Genomic DNA, 25,578 nt, shown 5'->3' on the forward strand with positions numbered 1-25,578 from the left:
CTAATCTTCTACCAGTCCATTCTTTACTTGCTGGTGTTTTCCATAAGTTAATGCCGTAACCTGGAACATATTTAATTGTCACTACATTTGAATCACTAGCAGCAGCTTTAATAGGTTTATTAGTATAACGTGATGGAATCCATTGATCCCCTCCTAAGTTATACCAAACATAACCATCATCACCTACTGCTGTACCAAACACTTTCCATGAAGAATTATGAGGTAATCTTCTACCAGTCCATTCTTTACTTGCGGGTGTCTTCCATAAGTTAATGCCGTAACCTGGAACGTATTTAATTGTTACAGCATTAACGTTTTGTTTTCTAGAAGATCCATCGTCCCAATTAGTGTATTGAGCAGGAATCCATTGCTTTTGTGTACCAATTCTGTACATAGTTTGATCATTGATTGTAGCTTTTTCCCAAACTTTGAATGCAGAATTGTTATAAACATATTTATCTTGAAAATGGCCGTTATTGTCTAATAAATTGACCCCACCTAAGCCATTGTATTTAACTCTAAGAACTCCACGAACTTGTTGATTATTAGTTGCAGCTTCTACTTTTTGATTTGTATTATTTGATCCAATAACACCAGCTAAAATTGCTGCCCCCATTGCCGAGGCTACTAATTTAGCAGCTTCTTTGTTATTCATTGATATTTCCTCCAAAATAAATAAACTGTCTATAAATCCCTATTTTACCCCCCCAATATTTTTTTCAAGTATAAATTTAAAATCGTTCTAAAATTATTTTTAAGTAAAAAGGGAGGATAACTATATAGTTACCTTCCCTTTTATATTTTATAGGTGATTTTAAACAAATTATTTTTATAAAAATCTCTAATTCTTTTTCAGTTCATCATATGTCATAACAACTATGACTGGGCCCCACGGCAATACGATTGACTTGTCTTCATCACTTCTGGGTCTAAATACATACTTACTCCGACCTTGGTTAAATGGATCATTTTTACTCAAAAAGATAATATAGGTCTTTTTCAAATCCATTGGAATTCCGCCATTATCAATAATCTCTGCGTCTAATCCAGCTAAATATTCTCTACTTTTTCTTCCCAAATCACTACAATTCTCAGTACTGATTATAACTGTAGTTTCATTCCCATTACTTTCTAGAATAGAATATGTGGTAACTTCATCACCCAACTCAAACTCTAATCTATTAACATCCTTTACTTCAACATCAGATAAAGCTTTTTTAATAATATCTTTGCCAAACTCAAGTTTTTTTATTTCTTTGCTTAAGCTATCAAAATTATGATTCATTTTCTCCTCCACTATGCATATAGTAATACGACTATTTTTACATCTTTTTACCAATTAAGTTTACTAGCCTTTTTGCAATTCCTTTTTTAGTCATTTCCGGCCAACTAACGGGTTCAAGGCCTTTTTGTAAGATGTAAACTTGATTTTTATCACTCCCAAAAACACCAGAACTTACATCATTAGCTACAATCATATCAGCATGCTTGCGTTCTAGCTTTGCTTGGGCATTAACCAATAAATTCTCAGTTTCTGCAGCAAAGCCTACTACAATTTGCTGATCCTTCCGTTTCCCCATCGTTTTCAAGATATCTGGAGTTTGCGTCAGTTCAAGTACCAAATCTGTTTGACCAGGTTTTTTCTTAATTTTTTGATTAATACTATTTTTAAGCTTAAAGTCAGCTGGAGCGGCCGCCATTACCAAACAATCACTAGCAGAAAATAACTTTTCAACTTGGGCAAGCATATCTTCAGTTGAGGTCACTTGATAAACCTTGATTAACTCATTATTAGGAATAGCTATATCAATATTCCCAATGACTAAGTCAACTTGTGCTCCAGCTTTGGCGAATTCGTCTGCAATCGCAATCCCCATCTTGCCACTAGATCGATTTCCCAAGTAGCGGACTGGATCAACTGCCTCACGTGTACCACCAGCTGTAACAATTACTCGTTTGCCGCGCAAGGTGTTTTGCGGAGATAATTTTTCACAGACATAGTCAGTTATTTCATCAGGTTCTGGCATTCTACCTTTACCTTGATAGCCTTCAGCTAACATCCCCACCTTAGGCTCTAAAACCATTACACCGTCAGCTTTAAGTTGCGCTAAATTCCGCGCTACTGCCGGATTAGCCAACATATGATTATTCATAGCTGGCACCACAATTTTAGGACAGCTACTTGCTAAAATGGTTGTACTAGCTGCATCATCAGCTAATCCCCAAGCCATCTTCGCTAAAAAGTTAGCCGTAGCTGGTACCACAAGCGCTAATTCACTCCAATCAGCTAATTCAATGTGCGGAATTCTAGCTTCATTTTCCTTTCCCCACAAATCATCAAGCACTTCTTCTTTGGTTAATGCTGCTAAAGTTTGGCTGGTAACAAATTTCTCAGCATTTTGGGTCATCACTACTCGAACTTGATGCCCACGTTTTTGTAAATTTCTGACAACTGATACTGCCTTATATACCGCAATACCACCGGTTAAGTAAACTGCTATTCTAGCCATTTATTCTTCCAATTAATCTTCAAATTCCAATTATCACTATCAACAATCAATGAATCAATATAGCCTTTTAACTTAGGTCTTACCTCAATTGAACGACGATATTCTTCAGAATTGATAATCTGCTCTTTAGTCATTCCACCTTTACCAACAAAATAATCCCAGTGCATATCTCCTAAGAATCTAGCTATTTTTGCCTTTTCTTCATCGACTAATTCCATATTATCTAAATACCTTAAGTGATAGCGATTATTTTGTTCAAATAAGTCCCAAAGATATTGGCGATAATTATTTAAATGACCATGCTTTTCAGCAGGCGCTAAATAATCGTCCATATTAAAACTATGTCTTGTATAGCATAACTGTTCGTCATTCAAGCTAATCTCTCCGTAGCCTTGATCTGTTGAACTAAAACAAGAAGTAACTACTTCATAAGCTGAGCAATCAGCTTCTTTTTTTATACTTTGCGCATGAATATGCCCCGAAAAGACAGCCTGTACATTGTATTTATTAAACAAGCGCTTCACCTGACTCGCATTATCTAAAACAAAATTGTGATAAATGACTGCATTGTGCCTGTATAAATTATGGTGCATGAAAAACAGCACATGTTGGTGATTAGATTCTGCTTCAATGATTTGACTTTCAATAAAAGCTAATTCTTCATCGTCAATTTGACCATGAGTATGTGGATGAGTTAAAGAATACTCCATCGGATAAATATTCGAATCTGCTAAAATCAACCGATAACGCGGACTCAAGTTAACGCTATATGCTAAAGAACTACCATCTTCCCTAGCAGCATAGCGATAACTACTATCATAAAAAATTTCCTTAAAATCTTGAGGACTAACCTGGTCAGTCCGATATTGAACATCATCTTTAAATTTTCGTGCCCAACCATCATAAATATCATGATTACCCGGCAAAACTAATAATTTTATTCCATGCCGTTTTAACGGAGCAAAAATCTCCGCAAAACGTTGCATCGAAAGACGCTCACCATTAAAAGTAATATCGCCAGTTACCACCACAACATCTGGCTTTTCTTTAAGAACCTTTCTAGTAAAAGCAAGCAATGCTTTTTGTTGATAATGTAAGTCTTTACCTACACTTGTATTCTGCATTTTTTGAAAAGCCCAGCCCTTATCATGGAGTTCATTAGCAATCAAATGTGTATCACTAATTACCCAGATTTTAGGATTTTCTTTTTGCGTCAGAAGATTCTTTAGCATTTCCCATCACACTTCATTCTTATCGTTTATTTGCCCAAAATTGGTAGAAATCAACTCGTAAGTTACCATTAAATAACTTGCGTTTTTTAGTAGCTTTTTGACCAAAATATTTTTCAAACTCAGGGTCACTAGTTAAGTAATATTGGCTAAAGTCTTTGTAACTTCCCAAAACTTGGCCCATTTCTTCGTATAACTTGTGTGCCCCATCTCGGTCTTTCAGTCGTTTACCATATGGAGGGTTTGAAATAATAATACCGTTTTCAAGGTCAGTCTTAAAGTCCTTTACTGCAACTTGTTTAAACTTAATATCTTGTAAAACACCAGCATTATGGGCATTTAGCTTGGCATATTCAAGCACACTTTGATCGATATCACTGGCCCAGATTGTGCTTTCAAGTGGCTTAATTTGCGCTTGAGCCTGCTCTACTCCTGCTTGGTGCAAACTTTTATCAAACCAGTCAAAGCCGTCAAAACTAAACTCACGCTTCATCCCTGGGGCAATGTTTTTAGCAAGTAAAGCTGCTTCAATTGGCAGGGTTCCAGAACCACACATTGGATCAATTAAAGGGTGCGTACCATTAAATGGCGTTAATTCTAGCAGTCCTGCTGCAAATGTTTCCTTTAATGGTGCTCCACCATGTTCAACACGATAACCTCTCTTAAACAAGCTCGCACCTGTTGTATCAAGAGATAAGCGAGCAACATCTTTATAGATATGAATATCAAGTGGAAATGCATTCCCAGTTTCTGGTAAAAAACCACGACGGTGATACTGCTTTACCATCTTGTCAACAATTGCTTTTTTTACAATTGATTGAACATCAGGTTCTGAATGTAACTTGCTTCTTACAGCTCGACCTTGAACAGGGAAAGCTGCATCAACTGGCAAAAGAAGGGCCCAATCATAATCAAAAACTTGATCATAAAGTTGTTCAAAGCTTACCGCCTTAAATTCTTTCAGTAAAATTTTTACACGGTCTGCACTTCTTAACCAGAGATTAGTCTTAACGATGTCTTCTTGTCCACCTTCAAAAAAGACCCGACCATTTTCTGTACGTGTTTGATAGCCTAATTTTTGTAATTCTTTACTTACGGTGCTTTCAAAGCCAGCACCCATTGTTGCATAGAGAGTATATTTTTCTGTCATAGTATCTTTCTAATTCTTAATTTTTTCAATAAAAAAAGTTGAGTCCCTAAAGACTCAACTAGCTTTGCAAACTTCTATAAGCCACGTTCTGTTCCAGCAATAGTTAGCCAAACTATTACCTTCAGCAACCATCTATCTTCATGTCTCCATGATCTCGCCTTTAGTTCAATTTCTTAGACGAAGACGCCCCTACCAAATTTGGGTTGCCCGCTCGCAGGGTTTACCTCGTTCCACCAAGCTGGTTTCCCAGCTTGCTACGTCACTGTGGCACTTTCAAGGATATTCACACATAGTCAAATGACCTTAGTGCTTTTTCCGCCATAATAATATCTAATATATTATCCTCCAGCTTATTGGGCTGAATACGATCACTACAAGCATCGCAGCTCGTGCGGGCGTGGACTTTCCTCAGCTAACCGAAGTTAACCGCGATTGCTCAAAATTTGCATCGAATTTTATTATACCAAAAGCTTATTGATTTTGCATACCAAATACGCGTTGTTCCAAATTATATACTTTACGTTCTAATGTAGAAACGCGTTGAATAAGCTCCATGTTGGTACTAATTTCATTAGTTGGGACTTGAGTTTGGACAGGTCTAGTCTTAGGTGTGTATGTTTTCACATCATCAACTGGTGCTGAAACAGGAGTAGCTGGTTCAGCACTTTCTTTGGCTGTCCGTTGACTTTCAAGCAATTCTCTTTGAAGCTTGCCAATCTTACCATACAAGTCTTCAATAATACTATTGTATGTTTCATAATCAGAAATAATTTGATCCAAGAATTTATCAACTTCTTCTTGATCATATCCCTTCATCTTATGAGCAAATTGCTTCTTAAGAATATCTTGTGATGAAAGTTTAATATCTTTTAAATCTGCCATTTTCTGATAACTCCTTTATCTTGTTTTATTTTAGCAAAAAAAACAAGATTAGAAAAATCTATCTTGTCTTACTTAGCTTATTTTTAATATTTAGCCTTTTTAGCCAAAATAATCAGGTCGATGAGCTTCAGCATACTCGTTTGCCGCATCTTCTAACGAATAGAAATCAATTAAATCTAAATCGTAATCTTTTTCCTCCTGATATTTTTGAATCAATTCAAAATCATACTTTGGCTTACCAGGATGTTCCGGATCATAAATCATAATGGCACTATCAGTATGTTGAATCATGAAGTTTTGATAGTTTCGTAATTGGACCGGACTTTGATATGGAGAATTAGAAGTTGCTCCAAAAAAATCAACCTGCTCTTTCAATGTTAAATAATGATTTTGATTATCTTCATTCCAGCGATTGGCAAATTCTTGATATGGAACCATCATTGATACATTAACAGGATAATCCTGCTGCAAATCAAGTGCTGCTTCCAAGGCCCACTGTTCAACGCCTAATTGTGCACCAGAAATCACCCAATCAAGTTCATCATTTTCCAGCAACGCTTGCAAATGATTTTTTAAACAATACTTAATAACTTTGATTTTTGGATCTTTCTTATTAAATACTCCTAACTCATAACTTCGATAACCAGTTACCCAAACCCGTTTCATATCAACTCACCTTTCTAAAAATAATATATCTCACTTTGATAATTTTGGGCTATTGGAAAGCGTTATTTTATAGATAAATAGTTATTTAAATATACTAGTTTCCACTTTATAGCATTCTTTTTGCTATAATCATATTCAGGGAGTGAAGAAAAGTTGGTAAATTATCCTTCTGGCTCTTCTGCTCGACTAACTGGTCAGGACTTCCACCGACCGAAGCAGACAAAGCGGGCCAAAAAAGAAATCAGTTTCTCTGATCGAGGAATGACTTTAGAAGAACAAATCAACGAATCAAATAAATACTATCTTGAAAAAGATCTTTGTGTTGTTCATAAAAAGCCAACCCCGATCCAAATTGTAAAAGTTGATTATCCCAAGCGTTCCAAAGCTGTAATTCGTGAAGCTTATTTTAGACAAGCTTCCACTACAGACTATAATGGCGTATACAAGGGCTACTATTTAGATTTTGAAGCAAAAGAAACGAAAAACCATCGTTCTTTTCCTTTGAAGAATTTTCATGACCACCAAATAATTCATCTTTCGCGTTGTCTTAAACAAAATGGTATTTGTTTTACAATTATCCGTTTTTCAAGTTTGGGACGGTATTTTATTGTTCCAGCTAGTTTTGTAATCAACGCCTATAAAGATCCAACTAAAAGTAGTATCACTTTACAAGAAATAGAAACTGTTTCCTATGAAATCCAATCTGGCTTTCGCCCTACTCTCCCTTATTTGGAAGCCGTAGATAAATTTATTGCAGATAGGAGCAAAAGCTAAATGGCAGAGAATAATCATCGTTCAGCAAGTAATACTGCACCTAAGAATTCTCGAATGGCCAACTTGCATCATGATAGTGGTCAACCCAAGAGACGCCTCTGGCTACAAATTCTTAAGTGGTTTTCAATTGGTATTTTGCTGATACTCGTTTCTGGCGTCGGTTTATTTGCTTATTACGCCAAAGACGCTCCATCAATTAGTCAAGATCAACTACAAAGTGGTGGTTCAAGTAGTTTCTATACTAGTGATGGTAAATTCCTTCTTTCATTAGGTTCAGAAAAAAGAACTTATGTTAAGAATTCTGATATTCCTCAAACTTTGAAAGATGCAGTAGTATCTGTAGAAGATAAAAGATTTTATCAAGAAAATTTAGGGATTGACCCAATCAGAATTGTTGGTTCAATCGTCTCAAATGCCAAGTCAAGTGGTATTGCAGCTGGTGGTTCAAGTATCACCCAGCAATTAGTTAAGTTAACTGTTTTCTCTACCGCTGCTTCGCAAAGAACTCTAAAGAGAAAGGCTCAAGAAGCTTGGCTGGCAATTAGAGTTGAGCATGACTACACCAAAAATCAAATTTTGGAATACTACATTAATAAGGTTTACATGAACTATGGTGTATATGGCATGGGAACAGCTGCCGATTACTACTACGGCAAGTCACTAAAAGATCTTGACTTAGCACAAACGGCATTAATTGCTGGGATGCCTAATGCCCCAGTTGCTTATGATCCTTATACTTACCCAAAGGCAGCTAAATATCGTCGTGATATTGTTTTAAATGCAATGTATGCTAATGGTAAGATCAGTAAGGCTCAATTAAAGGCAGCCAAGGCTGAATCAATTACACAAGGCCTTAAAACCCAACAAAATAGTTCAGAATCTTCAATTAGAAAGATTGATGATCCTTATATTAAGGAAGCAATTTCAGAAGTTAAATCCAAGGGTTATGATCCTTATAATGATAACTTAAAGATTACTTTGAACATCGATCAAGATGCTCAAAACAAACTTTATGAACTTGCAAATGGTTCAAGTATTCCATTTTCATCAAGTAAAATGCAAGTTGGTGCAACCATCATTAATCCAAGCAACGGTCACGTTGTAGCAATAATTGGTGGACGTAATTTACCATCTGTTCAATTGGGACTTGACCGGGCAGTACAAACTGGCCGCTCAACTGGTTCATCTATTAAACCAGTTTTAGATTATGCACCCGCAATTGAATATTTGAACTGGTCAACAGCACACTACCTTGAAGATACTAAATATGTATACCCTGGTACAAGCATCCAGCTTTATGACTGGGATAACAAATATATGGGTAAAATGACGATGCGCTATGCCCTTGAACAATCAAGAAATGTTCCAGCTGTTAAAACCTTAGCTAAAGTAGGTATGAAGAAAGCTTCACTATTTGCTAAAAAGATGAACATTTCAGTTGGTTCAAATCAAGGTCTTTCAGTAGCCATCGGTGCAAATGCTTCTTCCCTTCAAATGGCTGGTGCATATGCCGCCTTTGCAAATGAAGGTGTTTACTACAAGCCACAATTTGTATCTCAAATTGAAACAGCTGACGGTGTGGTTCACTCCTACTCAGCAACTGGAACACGAGTTATGAAGAAATCAACTGCCTACATGATTACTGATATGCTTAAAGGTGTTCTAACTGAAGGTTCTGGTACTAATGCGAGAACTGGTCTTTATGAAGCTGGTAAAACTGGTACTGTTAAATATTCTGATGATGAATTAGTAAAATATCCTTCATACGCAAACACTCCAAAAGATGCATGGTTCGTTGGTTATACTAAGAAATATTCAATTGGGATTTGGACCGGTTATGACAATTTAAGCGATGGTACAATTAGTGGTCAAGGCCAATATGCTTCCCAATATCTTTATAAGTATATGATGAAGTACTTAATGAGTGATAAGGAAAACAGCAATTGGACTAAGCCAAGCAATGTTGTTAGAAAACGAATTGTTAAAGGTTCTGACCCACTTGAAGTTACTTCCTCAAAGAAAAATTCAACCTCTGAGTTGTTCCTACGTGGTCACACACCAGATGGCTCAAACGAGGATTCTGATGAAAGTTCTTCATCATCAAATTCTTCAAGTTCTTCTAAAGATAACGAAGTAGTAACTAATAAGAGCAGCAGTTCTTCAAGTTCTTCATCTAGTGAAGGACATGAAGATGGCTCAACTTCTAACTCAAGTAGTAGTCAATCAAGCAGTGGTGGCAGTCCTAACAACAATCAAGGAACAACTACTAATAATCAAACGAATAACAACAATAATACTGGCCAAAACAATGGCGGCGGTAATAATTAAGTCTTGATATTATTCATCATAATAAAAGACACTAAGGATTAATTCCGATATTGAATCGGAGTTAATCCTTTTTGTTTTGTCTTCATTCTTTCAACGTTATATATAGATATTAATTTTATCCTGTTTTGATAATTTAGACATAAAAAAACCCGAAGTTCGTGTTAGAATTTCGAGGTTCATATTATTATTTATTTTGTAAATCTTTTTTTCGATAATAAATTTGTGCGCTGTCAACTAATTGACGCATTTGAATAATTCGCACAAAACCTTTATAAATTGGGATTTTAACGATTGCTTCTGGATAATGTTCTTCAAAATAAGTTCCAAATTCATTGAAGTCATCATATTTATCAAGCTCATCTACATTTTTAAAAGTTATCCATTCTCTCTCGCCTTTTTCGTTCTTAACAGGGGCAGTTTCTTCTAACAGTGGACGATCAATCGTAGAATCTGCCAAATGCAAAGCAGTACAACTTTCATAATCTGTACCCAGCATGATTACTTTGGCATCTAACTTGTACAAATCACCGAGTGGACTATCCCAATCAAAAGGCATGTCATATTTGCGATTGCGACAAATATGGTCTGCATCCCTGCCCCAAGCACACATCGAATATAAAGGATGATTAGTTCTCTTAACACCATCACTAGTTCTAAAGTACTCCGGTGTTTTGCCAATATAATGAATTGGCGTTTCATTCTTATCAAATGGCACCATATTTTCCTTAATTATCATTTGTGCTTGTTCTGTAGCTGGTGGTTCTCCCCATTCAGCAGGATCACTCAAATCTGCAGTTTGGGCAGCCATCACAATATTTCCTTCAGAAAATATATCCTTCAGTGCCTTAACGATTGTTCGTTCACCACCTGGAATATATCCAAAAGCACTTAAAGATGTATGCACAATGCAACTATCAGTTTTTGCTACGTGTGGTATAAGCATATTTTTTATATCCTTCATACTGGTAACAGTATCAATAATTTTTTCAGTCATATTTTGCCTTTTACTATTTCAAATAATTATAAGGATTAGGATCTTTTGCCCGTGCCGGCATTGTATATCTACCAAAGAAAATCATTGCATGATGAGTTTTTATCCATTGCTCTTTAGGCAAAATTTCTTCTAACCTTTTTTCAATTTCATGTGGCTTAGCATTTTCAGGGACAATCTTGAATTTTTTAGATATCCGTGCAACATGAGTATCTACTGCAATTGCTGGCACCCCATATGCTTCAGCTAAAACGACGTTAGCCGTTTTTTCACCTACTCCAGGTAAAGTCATTAAAAGCTTTTTATCTTTAGGAACTTCCCCACCAAAATTCTCAACCAGCATTTGAGCCATTTCTTTTAGGTGTTTAGCCTTTGAACGAAATAGGCCGATTTTACTGATATCAGCTTCTAAATCTTTAATGTCAGCCTTGGCCATAGCCGCTGGCGTAGGATAATCGCTAAATAGTTTGGGAGTAACTCGATTTACCATCTTATCTGTTGTTTGCGCGCTAATTGCTACTGCGCAAACTAAATGAAAAACAGTATCCCAATTTAACTCACCCTTTGCGTCAGGATACATTGCTAAAATTTGATTTAGCACTTTTAATGCTTCTTCATCATTTAAAAGTTGTTCATTGTTATTTTTCACAGTCGTCATCATCTATCTCCCAAATATGTAGTTACATCATTAGGGGTTTTTAGGCCCATCTTCTGCCAGTTTAATAATATTCGATCAACATACTTAAAATTATATACTTGGCTTAAAATTGCTTCTCTAAGAGCTAATTTAATAACTTCTGGATCATAATGATCAACAGTTAGCCATGCAGAAATCTCTTCACGCTCAATTGGACTTAACAATCTTCCAAATTCAATCTCGAATTGCCGTGCCAATTCATTAACTGGATTAGTAGAAGTATCAATTTCTTGCTTACCGCTATTCGTTTTTGTCTCAATATAGTGGTCTTGTAAATACTGATCTAATTTTATATAAAGTGGCTCAAGGCTGTACTCATTATTTATTAGGCCTTGTTCATCACGATTTTGGACTAACTCAAGATAATCATTTTCAAGCAAATTCTGCAAAAGAGTTGAAACTGCTCCTGGGGTCATATTGGTTCGGGCAGCAATTTCATTTTCACTTGGCAATAGATTTTTATCTTGAGCAAAGCTTTCTAGCTGAATTATGACTAAAAATGCACTATCTGATAAACCTAATTTTGAATATGATGCCAGCAACGCATTAGTTAAAGTTGTAAAGCCAAAAGATCGATAATTAAAAAATGACTTCATTACATCCTACTTTCATAACTAGCTAAAAAAAGTTGAACTATTTAGTTCAACTTTTTTATGTAATATTAAGGTTCCATTCTGTTAATCATTCTTGGGAATGGAATTGCTTCACGTAAGTGGTCTAAGTGACAAATCCAAGTGATAGCTCTTTCAAAACCTAAACCAAATCCTGAGTGAGGAACACTACCATATCTACGTAAGTCTAAGTACCATTCGTAGTTTTCAAGGTTCAAACCAGCTTCTTCGATTTGAGCTTTAAGAACATCAAAGTTTTCTTCACGTTCACTACCACCAACAATTTCACCATAACCTTCAGGTGCAAGCATATCTGCACATAAGTATTCCTTAGGATTTTCAGGATCTTTCTTCATGTAGAATGGCTTAATTGAAGTTGGGTAATTCATGATAAAGACCGGACGATCAAATTGTTCTGAAATGTAAGCTTCATCAGGTGCGCCAAAGTCATCGCCCCACTTGAAGTCACGACCAGCATCTTGCAACATCTTAACTGCATCATCATATTTAAGACGAGTATAGTTACCTTCTGCAGCTGGACGTAATTTTTCAACGTCACGGCCTAAAATGTTAAGTTCGTATTCGCAATTGTCAATTACACGCTTAACAAGGTATGAGATGTATCTTTCTTGAACATCTAAAGATTCATCTTGGTGAGTCCAAGCCATTTCTGGTTCAATCATCCAAAATTCAGTTAAGTGACGACGCGTCTTTGATTTTTCTGCTCTAAATGTTGGACCAAAAGTAAATACCTTACCGAATGCTTCAGCACCAACTTCAGCATATAATTGACCTGATTGTGAAAGGTATGCATCATTGTCGAAGTATTCAATATGGAATAATTCAGTAGTTCCTTCTGGAGCTGAATTCATTAAAATAGGTGCATCAAACTTGATGAAACCTTCCTTTTTGAAGAAGTCATAGGTAGCGTTAATCATTTCGTTACGGATTTGCATAATTGCAAATGGGCGACGACTTCTTAACCATAAGTGACGGTGATCAAGTAAGAAATCAATTCCGTGTTCCTTGTTACCAATTGGGTAATCTTCAGTATTTGATACTAATTCAAGATCACTAATCTTGATTTCATAACCAAAGTGTGAACGTTCATCTTCATTAATCACACCGGTAATGTAAAAGCTTGCTTCTTGACGTAATGACTTAGCTAAATCAAATTTTTCTTCGCTAACGTCTTTCTTTAAAAGTACGCCTTGGAAAAATGCAGTACCATCACGTAATTGCAAGAACATAATTTTACCGCTTGAACGCTTGTCAGTAAGCCAAACATGCATTTTGACTTCTTTACCAACATATTCAGGCGCTTGTTTAATTGAAATTAAATCTGTCATAAAATTAACCCCACCTTAGAATTGTACTAAGTAAATCATACCAAAGCTTTAATGATTTATCTATATTATTAACAATATTATACGTTATCGATAAAAGATAACTCTTTTCCTGTCCTAAATGAATAAATTGCATAGCCATATTTACCATTATACTTACGATATGCAATTTCCCAAACAGCTTCATTATTATACCAACCTAAATTTAGGCCATTTGCTTTCGTATCTGAATGTAACATACTAAATCTTTTAGTTACTTGGTTTGCGCTATAGCCTTTTTTAGCTAAAAGATAATGACCTTTATTTTGTTTGGTTAAATAAATATAATAAGCAGTCTTCCCTTTAGAGGTTTGACCTTTGACAGCGTAAGAATTCACACCACGATTTAAATGGTAGTAAGCTGTCACTTTTTTTATCGCAGTATATCTAACTGCACGATTAGCTGCTTGAATTTTTCCAGCTGCTTGGCCATGTGCTGCTAATCCAAAAACTGTATAAAAACCAATTATCAAAACTACTATTGCTGCTACGACTGCAAAAACATATTTCCAAATTCTATTTCCCAGATACATTATCCTTATCGTATCCTTTTCTGATATTTTTTTCTAATTCATCTAAGTTGACTTGCACGGGGCGACCCGGCAAACTATCTAAAAATTCAGGACCATAATTACTTGTCCAAATTCTCTGATCTAGCAAAGCAAAAATCCCGCTATCCTTTGGACTACGAATTAACCGTCCCATCCCCTGCTTCAAACGTAAAATTGCTCGTGGTAAACTATCTTCACTAAAAACATCGATTCCTTGTCTGCTTAAGTTAGTTTGTCTCAATTTAACTTCAACTTGATCTGGAGATTCAAATGGCAACTTCGTCGCAATTACCAAGTTAACCTTAGTCTGACCAAAGTCAACACCTTCCCAAAAACTGTTAGCCCCTAAAATGATTGCTCTTTTAGCCACATTAAATCGCTTAACAATCTTTTCATTTGAACCAGTCACACCTTGAGCCAATAACTCAAAATCTTTAAACTCAGGACGCGTAACAATAGCTGAATACACGTCTGCAATTGCTTCTAAGTTAGTAAATAAGACTAAGACCTTATCTTGTTTTTTAATTGAATTTAGTAAAAGTGGTGCCACAAAATCTCTATACAAATCATCTGATGGATATAGGGGAGCTTTTGAATCCACTAATGATAACGCTAATACTTGCTGCTCCAACTTAAAATTATAGTTACTATAAAATTCGGCGCAATCAAGCTTAGTCAAACTTAGATTTTTCTTACTAAATGAAAAGTCGCCATTATTCGATAAAGTTGCAGAAATAAAGACAATCTTTTTAAAGCAAGCATAGATTTTTTCAAGCTCAAAGCGTGGATCAAGTAACATCCAATTCAAATTAGTAGCTAGTGGATCAGCTGGATTTGTTACATCAAGTACCAAGCCACAATTGCTAAACTGCTCATGATCATTTAGTAAATCACTCAATAAATAAGCCTGCTCAGAATAATAATCCAGTAAATCAACCTGCTCAGATAATTCATTTAATCTAGCTTCTTCTCTTGGTAAGAAGCTGTCACTAATTTGATATAAAATTCCGAGTAACTGATTAACAATTGTCCGGATTTCTTCTATTTTATTCTGCAAGCTAGCTAATAATTGGAGAAATTTATCTAAATCGGTAAATGCTTCCGACTCAACTGCCACTTGGAGATGACCGTTAGGAAGAATTTTTCGAGCAATGGCTGTATCTTTTTTATTGTACAAGTAAGTTTGTAAGTCATTTATTGCATGAATTACATCCCCAATCGTACTATCTGCTTTATCAGCAAGATTAGCAATAACCGGGCTATTTTTATAATCTTGGGCAATATTATCTTCACCAAATAAAATAATATTTCTTAAATGACTAAGCATCCCCCAAAAAGACTCAAATTGTAAGCTGTTATTTCTAGAATTCATAACAATATCACTAAAACGATGGGCTTCATCGACGATTAAATAAGGATTTTGCCCCCAAATTGAATCTTGATAGTGATTTGCTAAATAAGCTTGATTGGTAATTAAGATATCAGCTTGTTCTTGTCGATAACGTGCTAAATTCCAAAAATCGTATGGTGAAAAAACAGTCCCTACCCGAGCATCTCCCGGATGTTGAACTTGTGCAAAATATGGTGCAGCAAAGTTCGTTGTATGCAACTCATCCAAATCACCTGTACTAGTTTCAGTTAGCCAGATTAAGATTTTCATTTTTAAAATTAAAGTTTCTTGATTTTCAGTTTTCTTCTTTAAGCTCTGTTCAAAGCCGTCTAAATCAAGATAGTGTCTAGATGCCTTAACAACTTGACTACTTAAATCTAACCCCGAAACTTGTAAAGCAAGTGGCAAGTCTTTTTCAATTAGTTGATTCTGTAAAATCATAGTTGGTGTAGCAATTACTAACTTTTGGCCACGATAAAGATTATAAAGACAACTAAATAAATAACTAAAAGACTTTCCAGTCCCACTTGGCGCTTCAACTAAAATTGCTTTACGCTCATTATTGAAGAAGGCATGTAATTTGTTAATTAGATTAACTTGAGCTGGTCTAAATTCTAACTTTCCCTTGAATAGTTGCTTCTTATCTTCATCAGATTTAGGAAAAATCGCTTTTTTGGCATTATCTGAATGTAGTACTTGGTCTTGCTTTTTTAATACTAAGGAATGAACTTGCCGGTACTTTTTAGGCAAGGGTCTTTTCTCTTGTCTAGTAAATTCACTAATTTCTTTAAAAATAAACTGTGTATCTCGCAGCAAACCCTTACTTAAACTAGTTAAAGTATTCAAAGTCGACTGTGGTAAAGTTTCAAGTTTATCAAAAATCTTCAATAATAAACTCGCAGTCGCATAGGCATCAGAATCAGCTTGATGAGGATTAGTATGCTTTAAATTAAGAGAATGAGTTAAATCACTTAGCCGATATGAAGGCAATGTTGGAAAAGCTATTTTTGATAACTCAACTGTATCAATCGCCCGGTTATGGAGCTTAGGAAAGCTATTTGCGGCTAATTCCGCATTCAAAAACGGTAAATCAAAATTGATATTGTGTGCGACAAAAACTGTATCTTGCAAAATGTCTTCAATCTGAGCTGCATATTTTTTGAAAACTGGTTGATTGATAACATCAGTAGGTTTAATACCAGTCAGATTTTGGACAGCTTGTGGAATATCAGCTTCAGGGTTAATCAAGAATGAATAAGTCTTAATTATTTGCCGATTTTTAATAATCGCACAGCCAAATTGAATAATACGATCTTGACCACGTCTTGTTCCAGTTGTTTCTAAATCCACAACAGCAAAGACCTGATCAGAAAGTGCCTGATTCACCCACATCGACTCCTTTCATTAAATTTGATCAAAAATCTACTTACTTATCTTACCATTTATCGCTTTTAATACACCATTAAATCTACTTAACTTCTACAATCTTCTGAGCATCAAGCAAAATCAAATATTTACTTTTAACTTTTTCCTGACCTAGTTGATTTAAGGCCCGTTCATAAAGTCGCAATTGACCAGTATATTTATCTTTTATTTTATTTATTGATTGTGCTAATTGATTTTTATTTACATAATCTGTTTTATAGTCAAATAAAATAATTCCATCATCATCAAGATAATATCCATCAACTGTTCCATGGACTAAAATTTTTGCATTAGGATCTGAAAAAGGCGTAAAAATATCTGCAGCTGGCAATAAACTCGAAAATGAAACTTCCCTCTTTAACTTACCTGGCTCATTCCAAAACTTCTTGGCAAAATCACTATTTACAAACCAAGTGATTTCAGCTATTGGCAAATGAGGGACAATTTTGGAATTTAATTTTCCAGACTGAACTAATCTTTCTATTTCAGCTTCAACACTAGTATTTCCTTGATAATCAAAGAACTGCAAAATTAAGTGCATAGCCGTTCCAATCTCTGCACCAGTAAAACCATCTTCAAATAAAAAGCCTGGTCTAGTATCAATGTCTTGCAAATAGCGATTAGCTGATTTGATAAATCGTGAATTTGCTAATTCATCATCAATTGGATCATTAAAAGCTTTCTTCAGTTCACTAACAGATTGGTAAGCAGTTGTTGTTGTTGCATCTTTAAATGGATAAGTAGCTTCGTACAGTTTTTTTACATTTTTGACAATAAATTCACTTACCTCACCTTTTTCGTCCATATTTGTCTCTTTAGCTAATTCAACAACTGTCGCATCCCCTGTTACCACTAAGAAGTCTTGTTTACTTTCTACTTCTGGTTGTAAATCAGTAATTTGATTAATAAAGTGATGCGCTAAGTCAAGCTGCGGTAAAAGCAAATCTGCCGGTTTTTGCGCTGCTAATTCACTAGTTAATGTTAATGAACCGTTATTAGCCAGGCTAGCTTTTAGATTGTCTGTATCTTTTGCAAAGTCTTTGAAATTAGTTACCAAAATTAATTTTTGTCTGGCTCTAGTTACTGCCACGTACATAATTCTAGCTTCTTCTTCAAGCAATTGCTTTTGCTTTGTAACATTGCCCATTGCTTTAACTAAAGAATCAATTCGCCAATCTGAACGAACAACAGTAATCCCACAACTATCACCACTAATTATATAATTGCCAGACAAGTCGCTCTTTTGGAACTGGTGCTCTAATCCCAAATAAAAGACAACTGGAAATTCCAACCCCTTTGAAGCATGAATAGTCATTAATTGGACGCTATTCTCTGCTTCTTTACTAAGTAACGGTTGTGCTAAATCTTTTTGATTTTTGCGCATACGATTTATAAAATTAATGAATTGATACAATCCTTTAAATCCCGCACTTTCATAAGAATTAGCTCTTTCATAAAGGTTTTCAAGGTTAATTCTTCTCTGCTTACCATTTGGTAAACTTGTCACAATTTCCAATAAACTTGTTCGAGCATAAATACTCCAAATAGTTTCACTAATTCGATGATTAAGTGCAAAATCACGTAAATCAGCAAGCTGATTCAAAAAGTCCTTAATTCTTTTACTTAGTTCATCATTTTCAGAAACATAGTTAGTGAGTGCTGAATAAAAACTCATATTTGGTGACTTAATTCTAATCTTAGCAAGATCAGGTTCCTTAAAGTTGAAAATTGGTGAACGAAGAACTGCAACTAGTGGAATATCTTGATCAGGATTATCAACTATCTTCAAATAGCTCATAATGATGGTTAATTCAAAAGTTTGAAAATAGTTAGCTACATCTGAAACAAATAATGGAATATTATTTTGGGCAAACTGCTTAAGCAAATCAAGATTTTGGCTGCGACTTCGAGTTAAAATTGCAATATCAGAAAATTCGATTGGCCGCTTAAGACCAGTTTTTACATCAAATACTTCAAACCCTTCATCTATCAACTGCTTAATTCGGTTAATGACAAGCTGTATTTGATTACTTTCATCACTAGCTTCACTTTTATCATAGAAGAGCAATTCACTTGCTGCTGGCAAATTATCTGGATAATAACTTGCTCCAAACTTTAGCTGACCTTCATTTTGATAATCAATCCCACCAAAATCGGGCGTTAAAAGTGGATTAAATAGCTTGTTAACTATTTTGGTAACCGGTTTAGTTGAACGAAAATTATCAGCTAAGACTATCCGCTTTGAGGATGAATCTTCCGCAAACTTCTGATATTTATTAAGAAACAAACTAGGATCTGCTTGTCGAAAGCCATAAATTGACTGCTTAACATCCCCCACCATAAATAAGTTGTTATGCTCACACTTCATTAATTGAATGATACGCTCTTGTAACTTATTAATATCTTGATATTCATCAACTAAAATTTCAGTAAATTTATTCTGATAAAACTGTCTTGCTAAGTGACCAGCTGTTGTATCACTTGTCAAAATTTGATATGCCAACTGTTCCATATCGCTATAGTCAAGTAAATTTTGTTTACGCTTTAATGAATTAAAAGTAGCAATCAGCTCTTTTTCTGCTAGACATACTGCCTTAATAATCATACTGGACTGCTTCATTACTGCAGTTTGTTCTTCATTATCAACTACAAAAAAGGCCGCAAACAATGACTTAACTTGTTCTCGTAATTCTGTTCTAACTTGACTTAAACTAGCATATCTATCAAGAATATCTTCATCCCATTTGGGACTTTTACGAGGATTTTCAGTAAATTGACAATCTTGTAAACTAGCCCTTATCTGATCAAAACTTCCATTTTCCAAACTAGTTTCAGCTTGAGCCAATCTCTTACTAAAGCTCAAAAAGTCTTTCATGATTTTTTCAAGTTCAGTCGCTTCATTAAACGGATCAGCCAAAATCTTATCAACTTTGTCTGTCATTTCAATTAAGATTTTAGATAGATACGGCTTTATAACCTTTACAAAGAAAGGTGCCTGACTCAAATCATCGGCTAGTTCATAATCTTTAGCTAAACTATCAAGCCATAAGTCATAATCTGGACGTGCCATCGCATAATTATACAAATCAAGTAGTAATTCTCTAGCCCCATTAGCATCCCGATCTCCAGCAAAATTATCATAGAAGATTCGGTATGGATTATCCTGATTAGAAAAGGCCTTTTTTTCAAGTTCACGCAAGGCTTTTTCTTTTAATAATGCGGCTTGCGTTTCGTCTGTTAAAACTGAAAAACTGGGGTCAAGTCCAATTACATAATAAAAGCGGTGAACAACATCTAAACAAAATGAATCAATTGTCGAAATATTTGCAACTTCAGCTCGCAAAAGTTCTCTCTTTAGCTCACGACTATTATTTTGAGCAATTTCCTCATTTAAAACACGCTTAATCCGTTCCTTCATTTCGTTTGCAGCCGCTTTGGTAAAAGTAATAACCAATAGATTGTCTAAACTAGTACCATCTTTAATTAACTTAATTACTCGTTCAGCTAATACCATTGTTTTTCCTGAACCAGCTGATGCTGAAACTAGAATGTCTTTTTCTCGTGTATTAATGGCCGCTTCTTGCTCTTTTGTATAATTAACCATTATCTTCTTCCTTTTCTAGAATTTCCTTAATGTATTGCATAAAACTGGCCTTATCTAAGCTATTAATCTTTCGATAGCTATTTTCAGCAAGTTTGGCATCAAAAAAGAAAATATCTTGGTAGCTAGAATATTTCAGGCCATTTTCTTGTCCATATTGATATGGATTAAGAGCTAAATCACCTGTTAAAATTGCCCTTCCAGCTTTCCTAATTAAATATTCGTTATAGCGTAAAACTAACTTCAACTCATCTTCCGTAAAATGACGATCTCTTGGTAAAGTTAACCCACCACGAGCTTTTGAACGTACAGATTTATACAGCTTGGAGCTAACCTTAGGCTCTTTTAGTTCTGGATCAGCTGTCAAAATATAATCTTCATTATTTACAAGTAAACCTGAATAAACTAAACGTTGCTTAGCTTGCTCTAAAGCCTTTTTAGGTAAGAAATTGCTATCAAGTTGATCAGCCTTATTTAATCGTTCAACTTGTTTAGTAATTGTTTGGTAAAAGGCCCCCAATAAATCAAGTGATTCATTTCCGAAGAAACTCGCATTTTTTGCTAAAACATCAAGATATGAAACCATTTGTAGGCTAATTCCACTTGCGAATAATGCTAAATCAAAGTTTTTGCTGGAAGACTTATAGTCAATAACTTGACCTAGTAGTTCATTTTTATAAGGGGCTAAATCAACACGGTCAATTTTTCCTCGTAAATCTATTTCTCTTAACTGATCAAGTTTAAATTTCAATCCTGCTAGCTTGTTTCCACTACCAAAAGCTAATTCAGAATACGCTGGTCTAAATGGAGTTTGGGCCATGCGTTTTTTCCAATTAAAGGCCACTGCATTGACTGTTTTATCTAAACTAGTAAATAAATATTGATTAAATGGCTCAGATAATAATTGTTCATAGCTACCTTCTTGATGAATCTGCTTTCTAACTTCAGTTAATGCAGCTAAAATCTGATCATTAGATAAAGTAGCTAAATCTATTTGCTGAGCATGCGCATATTTAACCAAATAATCAAAAGTTTGGTGGAAATAATTACCTGCTTGAATTACGTCAAGTTCGTTTTCTGCTCTAGGTCTTAAACGCAAACCATAATTAAAGAAATATTCCAATGAATTTTGATAGTAAGTTTCAAGTTGTGATACTGATGAAGTCAACTTCACCCCATATAATTCCCTAGCTAGTTGTTCACCCAAATTAACGGGTTGATTATTATAATTGCGTCCTTTAACTAGTTGAGAATATTTTTGTGGCGCATAGTTTTTAGCTAAATCTAGGAGCGTATTTTGATAAGCTGGTGAAAGATTAGTTAAATATCCTAAGCTAGCCTTTGCATTAGTTGTAAAGCTTAAAATATCACTAGCATCTTCTTTAGGTAAATCAGCCTGTTCTAACTCTCTAGCCCCTAATTCTTGCAATTTAGTGTAATAAGTAGAAGGCTGAATCGATTCATTAGCTGTATTTAAAAATGGATATGAAACATATACCCAATTACTTGCCAAAGTTAAACAAGCGCCAAATTGATAATCTTGATCAAGATTGGCTAGTTCTTGCCGATCCTCTAATGCATTATCAGTATCTGCGCTACTAATCTGGGCTAAGTTCTCGCTCGTCAAAAAGCCGGGAGTATTACTAATTTGGGGTAAATTGCTGCTACTTGCTCCAATTATGAAAACATTTTTATAATTCTTGGCTTGCACCATTCCCATTTCAGATAATGACACTGCATCAAGACTGGCTGGAATTTGGGCAAAATTAGCTTCTTTAAATCCAGAAATTAAAATTCTCAAAAAATCACTAGCTGAAAATTCTTCTTCAGGTTTATTTATTAATAAAAAGTCATTTAATAAATTAAGTAGCAAATCCCAAATTTGCTTAGGTTCTTGACTTGCTTGTAAATCATTTTTGTCAATTGCCTGCTTTCTCCATGTTTCCAACCGCTTAGTAAGCCCTATTTTTACTAAAAAATCAAAAAAGAACTTAACTCCAGCCTTAACTTCACTTGTCTTTTTAAATTGTTCAATAAAATGACTCAACTCTTTAATGATAACTTGACGTAGCTTTTCTAAGCGTTCAATTTCAGTAGCTCTTTTATCAAGAGTAATAACTGGTCGTTTGATCTTTACAAAGCTAGTTAATGGACGATTCCATAAATAATAGTTGATTCCATGTGCCAAAACAAAATTCTCTAATTCATCTACATCACGCAAAAATGCTGCTTCATCATGATAAAAAGCCGGAATAAATAATCTTGTCTTGAGCAAAGCAAATAAACTTGCTGACTCAAAACCAGTTTCCAGAATAGTTTGTAAACTTTCAATAAAAATAACCAGTGGGTGGTATTTCATTTCTTTTTGTAAATCATTAAAGAATGGAATTCCATTTTGACGCAAGATAGGAGTTAAATAAGTTTCATATTCATGTAAATTAGGTGCCAAAACTAAAAAGTCTTGATATCTAAACTTATTCAAGCTTACTTGTTGATATATTGTCCGAGCTACAAAATATGCTTCATCATAGCGAGAATCAGCCTTAATTAATTGTACATTTGGCTTTGTCTGCTCATTACTCTCTAAATCACCTGTCCAATAATGGTCTAATAGCTGCTTAGCCGTTAAATCCTTGACTGGACTTTCATATTGTTCATGAGAAAAAATTATCCGCCTTTGTAATTTCTTTATAGTCTTTTGAACAACATAATCATAATCGCCAGCTTCAGGTGCAGTTTTGATTTTTCCATCTTCAGTAGCAAAAGCAAGTACAACTTTTTGGGCTTGTTTGCTAAAGAGTTCAACAGCTACTTGTTCAGTTCCATTAAATTGAGAAAAATCAACAAAATAAAAGCTACAGTTCTTAAGTCGATTATTACCGGCAAGAAAAATATTCATCTCATTCAAAAAATCTTGCTTAGTGATAAATCGTTCAGCAATAGCATCATCAAAAGCTGTTTTGATAATAGCTAAATCATGTAATTTGTTTTTAGTTTCTTCATCAGTAACTTGATTTTGTGCTTCAATTAAATCAAAATCGCTATTACTTACTTCATTAATAGACTGGTAGATTTGTTTAATCAAACCTGAATTTTGAGAAAATTGATTAAATAAAATTAATTCATTCTTTTTCTCTGTTACTATTTTTTCTAAAAGCATGCTACTTGCTGCTTCATCAATAACTGGCTTCAATACTTCTGGACGATCTTGTAAAAAGAACCAGGCCAGACGAGAAAATGATAGAATGTGCAAATTCTTAACTGAAGCTTCAGATTTACGCCGTAATCCGGCTAATTTAGTTATTGCTTCAATTTCTGTGGTAAACTTAATATGATTAGGAACGATAATAAAAGTTTCCAGTTCTGGATTTTGCTCGTAATTTTCTACAGCTTCAGCCAGAATTTTTTCATGTAATGGGTCACTTTGACGCCCAGTTAAAATTTTTAGCATTGTTCAAACTCCTTATGGTCTTAATTTTACCATAAGCATTATTGGAGGAATTTTTTTGCAAACAAGTTATTTAGCCCATGGTAAAGTAATTTTGATTGGTGAACATTCTGTTGTTTACGGTTATGATGCTCTAAGCATGCCTATACAAAGTTTAAATATTAAAACTACTGTAAGTGAAAACAACAATCCCTGTCATTATATGGATACAGATCGCTATCATGGAGATTTTTTTAAAGCGCCATCTGAATATGCCGGTCTTAAATATATTTTGCAACATTTTTTGACACTTAAGCCTAATAGCCCCTACTTAAAAATTAGTTATCGTGGTTTAATTCCAATTGAAAGAGGATTAGGTTCAAGCGCTACTGTATCGTTAGGAACAACTAAGGCCTTAAATGACTTCTTCCAGTTAAACTTAAGTGAACAAGAAATTATGGCAATTACTAATCATGCCGAAACTATTAATCATGGTAAAGCTTCAGGTCTTGATAGCGCTACTGTTAATTCAGATTATTTAGTCTTTTTCAACAAAAAAACAGGCGTTGAAATACTAAAGCAAAAATTAAATGCGACATTATTAATAATGGACACTGGTGATTTAGGCAATACTAAAGAAGCAGTTGAATTGGTTAAAAATGAAGTTACTAACTCGCCAAAGCAAGCCGAAAATCTAACAAATTTAGGTAACTTAACTGTTCAAGTTAAAAAAGCCTGGCTAAATCAGGATGCAGAATGTGTTGGCAATGCATTTACACAAGCTCAGAAATATCTTGCAAAGCTAAAAGTTTCAACTCCTAAAATTGACCATTTGTGTCAAATAGCTCTTGATACTGGGGCTTATGGTACTAAATTATCTGGTGGTGGTTTAGGTGGTATTGTTATTGCTCTATGCTCTAATCAAGAATTAGCTCAAGCTATCGCCAACAAAAGTCATAAGTTAATTAGTAATTACTGGATTGAGGAAATTTAATGAAAAATACTGCACGTGCGCATACAAATATCGCTTTAATTAAATATTGGGGAAAAAAAGATGCGGACTTACGTCTACCTTTAATGTCAAGCATCTCAATGACTTTAGACGCTTTTTACACTGACACTAGTTTAATAATTGATACAGAAGATAAAAAATTTATTTTAAATGGGCAAGAAGTTACAGGCCAAGCTGCTAACAGAGTTTTTGCTTATGTTGAACGCTTGCAAAAGCTCTTTAATGTTTCTGGTAATTTTCACGTTATCAGTGATAACCATGTACCTACTGCAGCTGGCCTTGCTTCTTCAAGTTCAGCCTTTGCGGCATTAGCAGCTAGCTTTGTAAAAGCATATAATTTATCTATTTCTACAAAAGGACTTTCAATTTTAGCTCGATTAGGATCAGGGAGTGCTACTAGATCAGTGTATGGAGGCTTTGTTAAGTGGAACAAAGGCACTAATAGTTCCAACTCATTTGCTGAGGTGATCGAAGAAAAACCACAAATGGATTTACGCTTACTGGCTGTTGAAGTGAATGTAGCTGAAAAAAAACTTTCATCAACTGAAGGGATGAAATTAGCGCAGACCTCTCCTTTCTTCAAGCCTTGGATTGCCCGCAATGACGAAGAAATAGAGCAAATGGAAACTGCAATTAAAAATAATGATTTCACTAAATTAGGCCAACTAGCCGAACTTAGTGCCAGTGAAATGCATGCGATAAACTTAGCCGCTCAACCGGGTTTTACATATTTTGCAAATGAAACTTTAGAAATTATTAAACTAATTCAAGAGCTTCGTAATAATGGGCTTGAATGCTACTATACAATTGATGCTGGACCTAATGTTAAGATTCTTTGTCAGAAAAATTCTTGCTCTGATATAAAAAAATATGTTAAAAATATCTTACCTAATGTTAAAATAGTCGAAGCTGGTTTCGGACCGGGAATCACCTATTTATATTAAATTCA

At 34.8% G+C, this 25,578-nt stretch carries 19 protein-coding genes and 1 other RNA gene; 4 read left to right on the forward strand and 16 right to left on the reverse strand.

Going from position 1 to position 25,578, the window contains the following annotated elements; translation table 11 throughout:
* From FC45_RS07855 to FC45_RS02245, 8 genes are all read right to left on the reverse strand, one after another.
* Window positions 1-655 (reverse strand): hypothetical protein (locus tag FC45_RS07855; protein ID WP_236694509.1); only part of this gene is annotated, 655 nt, incomplete at its 3' end.
* A gap of 186 nt (window positions 656-841) precedes the next feature.
* Window positions 842-1,285 (reverse strand): hypothetical protein, encoded by a 444-nt coding sequence (locus FC45_RS02220; protein WP_006587858.1) that lies wholly within the window; start codon window positions 1,283-1,285, stop codon window positions 842-844.
* A 37-nt stretch (window positions 1,286-1,322) separates the two neighbouring features.
* Window positions 1,323-2,510, reverse strand: a complete 1,188-nt coding sequence (gene coaBC / locus FC45_RS02225; protein ID WP_006584776.1) for a bifunctional phosphopantothenoylcysteine decarboxylase/phosphopantothenate--cysteine ligase CoaBC — start codon at window positions 2,508-2,510, stop codon at window positions 1,323-1,325.
* Window positions 2,498-3,742, reverse strand: a complete 1,245-nt coding sequence (locus FC45_RS02230; protein WP_006588580.1) for a metallophosphoesterase — start codon at window positions 3,740-3,742, stop codon at window positions 2,498-2,500. Before FC45_RS02230 ends, coaBC begins: the two co-directional genes overlap by 13 nt.
* Before the next feature lie 19 nt (window positions 3,743-3,761).
* A complete protein-coding gene (locus FC45_RS02235; RefSeq protein WP_006584779.1) occupies window positions 3,762-4,889 on the reverse strand; it encodes a THUMP domain-containing class I SAM-dependent RNA methyltransferase in 1,128 nt (375 codons plus the stop codon).
* Between the two features lie 72 nt (window positions 4,890-4,961).
* Window positions 4,962-5,333, reverse strand: an RNA gene (gene rnpB / locus FC45_RS07660) — RNase P RNA component class B.
* Window positions 5,334-5,360: 27 nt separating this feature from the next.
* On the reverse strand, window positions 5,361-5,771 hold the full coding sequence (locus FC45_RS02240) for a cell division regulator GpsB (protein ID WP_006584780.1): 411 nt from the start codon (window positions 5,769-5,771) through the stop codon (window positions 5,361-5,363).
* Window positions 5,772-5,870: 99 nt separating this feature from the next.
* On the reverse strand, window positions 5,871-6,437 hold the full coding sequence (locus tag FC45_RS02245; protein WP_006584781.1) for an SLOG family protein: 567 nt from the start codon (window positions 6,435-6,437) through the stop codon (window positions 5,871-5,873).
* Window positions 6,438-6,590: 153 nt separating this feature from the next.
* Between FC45_RS02245 and recU the strand changes: the two genes are divergently transcribed.
* Together recU and FC45_RS02255 are read left to right on the forward strand one after the other, a co-directional pair.
* Window positions 6,591-7,211, forward strand: a complete 621-nt coding sequence (recU, locus tag FC45_RS02250) for a Holliday junction resolvase RecU (RefSeq protein ID WP_006584782.1) — start codon at window positions 6,591-6,593, stop codon at window positions 7,209-7,211.
* Window positions 7,212-9,539: a transglycosylase domain-containing protein gene (locus FC45_RS02255; RefSeq protein ID WP_006584783.1), complete on the forward strand. Its 2,328-nt coding sequence runs from the start codon at window positions 7,212-7,214 to the stop codon at window positions 9,537-9,539. It begins immediately after the preceding gene.
* Window positions 9,540-9,723: 184 nt separating this feature from the next.
* On the opposite strand, the gene FC45_RS02260 is transcribed toward FC45_RS02255, so the two are convergent.
* From FC45_RS02260 to FC45_RS02295, 8 genes are all read right to left on the reverse strand, one after another.
* Window positions 9,724-10,533 carry an AAC(3) family N-acetyltransferase gene (locus FC45_RS02260; RefSeq protein ID WP_006584784.1) on the reverse strand — a complete coding sequence of 270 codons (810 nt, stop codon included), beginning with the start codon at window positions 10,531-10,533 and terminating at the stop codon, window positions 9,724-9,726.
* A 13-nt stretch (window positions 10,534-10,546) separates the two neighbouring features.
* On the reverse strand, window positions 10,547-11,188 hold the full coding sequence (nth, locus tag FC45_RS02265) for an endonuclease III (RefSeq protein ID WP_006587860.1): 642 nt from the start codon (window positions 11,186-11,188) through the stop codon (window positions 10,547-10,549).
* On the reverse strand, window positions 11,188-11,823 hold the full coding sequence (locus FC45_RS02270; RefSeq protein ID WP_006584786.1) for a DnaD domain protein: 636 nt from the start codon (window positions 11,821-11,823) through the stop codon (window positions 11,188-11,190). Before FC45_RS02270 ends, nth begins: the two co-directional genes overlap by 1 nt.
* A 65-nt stretch (window positions 11,824-11,888) precedes the next feature.
* A complete protein-coding gene (asnS, locus tag FC45_RS02275; RefSeq protein WP_006584787.1) occupies window positions 11,889-13,187 on the reverse strand; it encodes an asparagine--tRNA ligase in 1,299 nt (432 codons plus the stop codon).
* Window positions 13,188-13,264: 77 nt separating this feature from the next.
* Window positions 13,265-13,756, reverse strand: coding sequence for a hypothetical protein (locus FC45_RS02280; protein WP_006584788.1), 492 nt, complete (start codon window positions 13,754-13,756; stop codon window positions 13,265-13,267).
* Window positions 13,740-16,550, reverse strand: coding sequence for a helicase C-terminal domain-containing protein (locus FC45_RS02285; protein WP_006587861.1), 2,811 nt, complete (start codon window positions 16,548-16,550; stop codon window positions 13,740-13,742). The genes FC45_RS02280 and FC45_RS02285 overlap by 17 nt, the downstream gene beginning before the upstream one ends.
* 82 nt (window positions 16,551-16,632) lie before the next feature.
* The gene (addA, locus tag FC45_RS02290; RefSeq protein ID WP_006587862.1) at window positions 16,633-20,193 is read right to left on the reverse strand and encodes a helicase-exonuclease AddAB subunit AddA; all 3,561 of its coding nucleotides are present in this window, start codon (window positions 20,191-20,193) and stop codon (window positions 16,633-16,635) included.
* A complete protein-coding gene (locus FC45_RS02295) occupies window positions 20,186-23,641 on the reverse strand; it encodes a PD-(D/E)XK nuclease family protein (RefSeq protein WP_006587863.1) in 3,456 nt (1,151 codons plus the stop codon). Before FC45_RS02295 ends, addA begins: the two co-directional genes overlap by 8 nt.
* A gap of 55 nt (window positions 23,642-23,696) precedes the next feature.
* Here FC45_RS02295 and mvk point away from each other — a divergent pair, with 55 nt between their 5' ends.
* A complete protein-coding gene (gene mvk, locus FC45_RS02300) occupies window positions 23,697-24,611 on the forward strand; it encodes a mevalonate kinase (RefSeq protein ID WP_006587864.1) in 915 nt (304 codons plus the stop codon).
* Window positions 24,611-25,573 carry a diphosphomevalonate decarboxylase gene (gene mvaD / locus FC45_RS02305; protein ID WP_006584790.1) on the forward strand — a complete coding sequence of 321 codons (963 nt, stop codon included), beginning with the start codon at window positions 24,611-24,613 and terminating at the stop codon, window positions 25,571-25,573. The genes mvk and mvaD overlap by 1 nt, the downstream gene beginning before the upstream one ends.
* The last annotated feature ends 5 nt before the right edge of the window (window positions 25,574-25,578 follow it).

The organism is Lactobacillus jensenii DSM 20557, assembly GCF_001436455.1.
GTDB classification, from domain to species: Bacteria; Bacillota; Bacilli; order Lactobacillales; family Lactobacillaceae; genus Lactobacillus; species Lactobacillus jensenii.

What these genes read in the sequence shown, in the direction of transcription:
- FC45_RS02220 (WP_006587858.1), bottom strand. Translation starts at nt 1,285, where the DNA reads ATGAATCATAATTTTGATAGCTTAAGCAAAGAAATAAAAAAACTTGAG.
- coaBC (WP_006584776.1), bottom strand. Translation starts at nt 2,510, where the DNA reads ATGGCTAGAATAGCAGTTTACTTAACCGGTGGTATTGCGGTATATAAG.
- FC45_RS02230 (WP_006588580.1), bottom strand. Translation starts at nt 3,742, where the DNA reads ATGCTAAAGAATCTTCTGACGCAAAAAGAAAATCCTAAAATCTGGGTA.
- FC45_RS02235 (WP_006584779.1), bottom strand. Translation starts at nt 4,889, where the DNA reads ATGACAGAAAAATATACTCTCTATGCAACAATGGGTGCTGGCTTTGAA.
- FC45_RS02240 (WP_006584780.1), bottom strand. Translation starts at nt 5,771, where the DNA reads ATGGCAGATTTAAAAGATATTAAACTTTCATCACAAGATATTCTTAAG.
- FC45_RS02245 (WP_006584781.1), bottom strand. Translation starts at nt 6,437, where the DNA reads ATGAAACGGGTTTGGGTAACTGGTTATCGAAGTTATGAGTTAGGAGTA.
- FC45_RS02255 (WP_006584783.1), top strand. Translation starts at nt 7,212, where the DNA reads ATGGCAGAGAATAATCATCGTTCAGCAAGTAATACTGCACCTAAGAAT.
- FC45_RS02260 (WP_006584784.1), bottom strand. Translation starts at nt 10,533, where the DNA reads ATGACTGAAAAAATTATTGATACTGTTACCAGTATGAAGGATATAAAA.
- nth (WP_006587860.1), bottom strand. Translation starts at nt 11,188, where the DNA reads ATGACGACTGTGAAAAATAACAATGAACAACTTTTAAATGATGAAGAA.
- FC45_RS02270 (WP_006584786.1), bottom strand. Translation starts at nt 11,823, where the DNA reads ATGAAGTCATTTTTTAATTATCGATCTTTTGGCTTTACAACTTTAACT.
- asnS (WP_006584787.1), bottom strand. Translation starts at nt 13,187, where the DNA reads ATGACAGATTTAATTTCAATTAAACAAGCGCCTGAATATGTTGGTAAA.
- FC45_RS02280 (WP_006584788.1), bottom strand. Translation starts at nt 13,756, where the DNA reads ATGTATCTGGGAAATAGAATTTGGAAATATGTTTTTGCAGTCGTAGCA.
- addA (WP_006587862.1), bottom strand. Translation starts at nt 20,193, where the DNA reads ATGGTTAATTATACAAAAGAGCAAGAAGCGGCCATTAATACACGAGAA.
- FC45_RS02295 (WP_006587863.1), bottom strand. Translation starts at nt 23,641, where the DNA reads ATGCTAAAAATTTTAACTGGGCGTCAAAGTGACCCATTACATGAAAAA.
- mvaD (WP_006584790.1), top strand. Translation starts at nt 24,611, where the DNA reads ATGAAAAATACTGCACGTGCGCATACAAATATCGCTTTAATTAAATAT.